General features: G+C 55.4%; 2 protein-coding genes and 1 pseudogene. 2 read left to right on the top strand and 1 reads right to left on the bottom strand.

Translation table 11 applies throughout. The features are described 5' to 3' along the window. Window positions 1-418, top strand: a 418-nt coding sequence (locus HX773_RS10320) for a hypothetical protein (protein WP_176971433.1), incomplete at its 5' end; no start/stop codon positions are given. A 208-nt stretch (window positions 419-626) separates the two neighbouring features. Here HX773_RS10320 and HX773_RS25920 read toward each other — a convergent pair. Beyond that, window positions 627-863 (bottom strand): annotated as a pseudogene (locus HX773_RS25920) (integrase core domain-containing protein); the annotation flags it as partial. A gap of 279 nt (window positions 864-1,142) precedes the next feature. Here HX773_RS25920 and HX773_RS10310 point away from each other — a divergent pair. After that, the coding region (locus HX773_RS10310; protein ID WP_255433204.1) for an Ig-like domain-containing protein at window positions 1,143-2,651 on the top strand (1,509 nt) is incomplete at its 3' end.

Below are 2,651 nucleotides of genomic sequence, written 5' to 3'. Positions count from 1 at the left end.
GAATGACTTCTGGATCGATGACATCGCGATTGCGTTACACAAACCAGCAGAACCTTCGGGCGGCGCCACTGCTCTGCTGTTATCACCGGAAATTGACCTGCCAGTTGAAAATTCGCACTTCATCGACATGACGCAACAGGCGATGAGCAGTATCGATCTCAGTATTCACGACGTTCTGACGCAAGGCGCAACTGATCTCTTTATCAATGATGGCAAAGTTCAGCTTATGGTCAGCGGTGATGAAGGGCGCCAGCTCATACTGAGCGATTTACTGCCTGACGGCAGTGATAACGGGGATTGGACCAATGTGGGTAACGTCAGGGTGGCGGGTGTGGAATATGATGTTTATCACCACAGCGGCTATGATGCAGAGTTGTTGGTCAGTTTGGCCATACAGATAACGCTAGATAACCATTAATTACGAAGGTTATTCACAACCGCCATTCGCTCTATGAGCCTGTGGCGGTTTTTTTAGTTCAGATAATAGGAATTAGTCTTAGAAGAAAATACGCCATGTCAGCATCCTTAATATTTTGCGTTAATCACTAATTGTTTGAAAAAAATCTAATATTTTTCCGCCCTTCACTTTAAACGTACCCCAGCTGCACTCCAGGACCCGGCTTGATTCAGACCTTTCTTAATGCTGATAGCATTTCACCATCTGGAGATTCTCCCTTCAACGAGGGATGTCTTTCAGGCTCATTTTCAGCCATCAGCCGGTATTCTTCCGGTGTCAGGTTTTTCAGGGATTCATGAGGCCGCTCGCTGTTGTATTCCGTCAGCCAGCGCTCTGTGATTTCCCGTGCTTCATTCAGCGTTCTGAACAGATAAAAATCCCGGATTTCTGTCCGGTACGTCCGGTGATTTTTTAGGCCTTACCTAATCCGTTCCGACTGCAGAACTAATAAAATGACTCTTATAAGTTAAGGTTAGCCGGATAGCGCATCGCGTTGATAAGGAAATGACTGCCGCCGGATTGATTTAAATGCTTGTCACCGAATTCTGGGTGGCATAACAATCCCCCAAACCTATCCAAGCCGCGTCTCATATTCTTTCAACTATATTTTTGAGAATATTCTGTGATTTTCCCGCCTGAGTGCTTTAACGGGCTGGCCCTTTTATTCTTTCTCCCGGATATGGACATGACAAGCCACTCTCTTAACCTGACGTTACTCAATGACGGCGTTGCCTCGCAGCGCGTGACATTGCCGCAGGGCAAGCCCTTTTACCTTAAGGCGGTTGCGGGCCATCGCTATGTGATCACCCAGGGCGCAGCGAAAGATGCACCCGCGCCTGAGCAACTGAAGCTGAGACGCAAAGGCAAAAATCTGCAAATCTTTGCAGAGGGAGACGAACATCCGCAGCTGGTTATTCTTGACTACTACGACCATCCCGGCGATGTCATGGGTGTTGACGCCGCGGGCAATCTGCATGAATACGTCAGCGTCTCGGATACCAGCGCGCAAGCCGAGGCTTTTGACGAAAATCAAAGCGCCGTGATGGTGATGAGCCGCGACTCGGGTGGTCCGCTTGCGGGCTATTATCCGGCCAGTGATTACGGCTTCCTCAAGGCGGCGGCGGCTTTTGCCGGGCTATTAGGGCTGGGTGGCACCATTCTCGCGATGCAGAACCAGCACAGCGGCAAGGGTGAAACGGTCGCCCCTCCGAGCATCATTCAGGGCCACGATAATTTCGGCAGCGTCACCGGCACGCTGCAGCACGGGGCCGCCACCAACAATCCAGCGCCAGATATCAGCGGGCAGGGCAGCACGCCGGGCCACATTATTCACGTGTACGCCAACGGTGAGCTGCACGGCTCGGCGGTAGTGGGCGAGGACGGCAGCTGGATGTTTACGCTGCTGGCGCTGCCGGAAGGTACGCATCAGCTGACGGCAACGGAAACCAGCCTCAGCGGAACCCTCAGTCCGGCCTCCATCAGCTTTGAGCTGAACGTGGATTTAACGCCGCCGGTGGTTTCACTCGACGGCGTAAACGATGACGTTGGCAGCCTGACGGGCAACATTGTGTCTGGCGGACTGACCAACGACGGTGCGCCGCTGCTGCGCGGACGGTCGGAGCCGGGCGCCATCATCGAAATCAGCATTGATGGTGCCGTGGTCGGCAGCGTCACGGCGGATGCCGACGGCAACTGGCGTTTCCGGGCGCCGGAACTGGCCGACGGTGAACACCGTTTCTCGGTGACCGCCACTGATGCGGTCGGTAACACCAGCCTGCCGACCGCGGACTATCTCATCAACGTTGACACCGTGGCGCTGGATGCCAGCATCGGTACGGTGCTGGATAACGTCAGCGGCGGAACAGAAGACGGCGAGGATATCGGCAATAACGGGCTGACCAACGACAGTCGTCCGGTGCTTTCAGGCACCGCCGAGGCGGGCAGCCTGGTGACGATTTACGACGGTGCGACCGCCATCGCCAGCTTCACCACCACCAAGGCGAACTGGACGTGGCAGCATCCGGCGGGCGAGCGCTTTGCCGACGGCGCACACGTGTTAACCGTGCGGGCTGTGGATCCGGCGGGCAACGTCTCGGTGCTGTCCGAAAGTTTCACTATTAACGTGGACACGCAGACGCCGCGCCCGGTGCTGGCCTCGGTGACCGACGCGGTGGCGGGCGGCGTGACCGGCGCG

Origin of the sequence: Pantoea sp. B9002, from assembly GCF_013385945.1 — a bacterium.
GTDB lineage: Bacteria > Pseudomonadota > Gammaproteobacteria > Enterobacterales > Enterobacteriaceae > Pantoea.
Note: the sequence above shows the minus strand (reverse complement) of the source record. Positions and strands in the feature narration are given on the sequence as shown.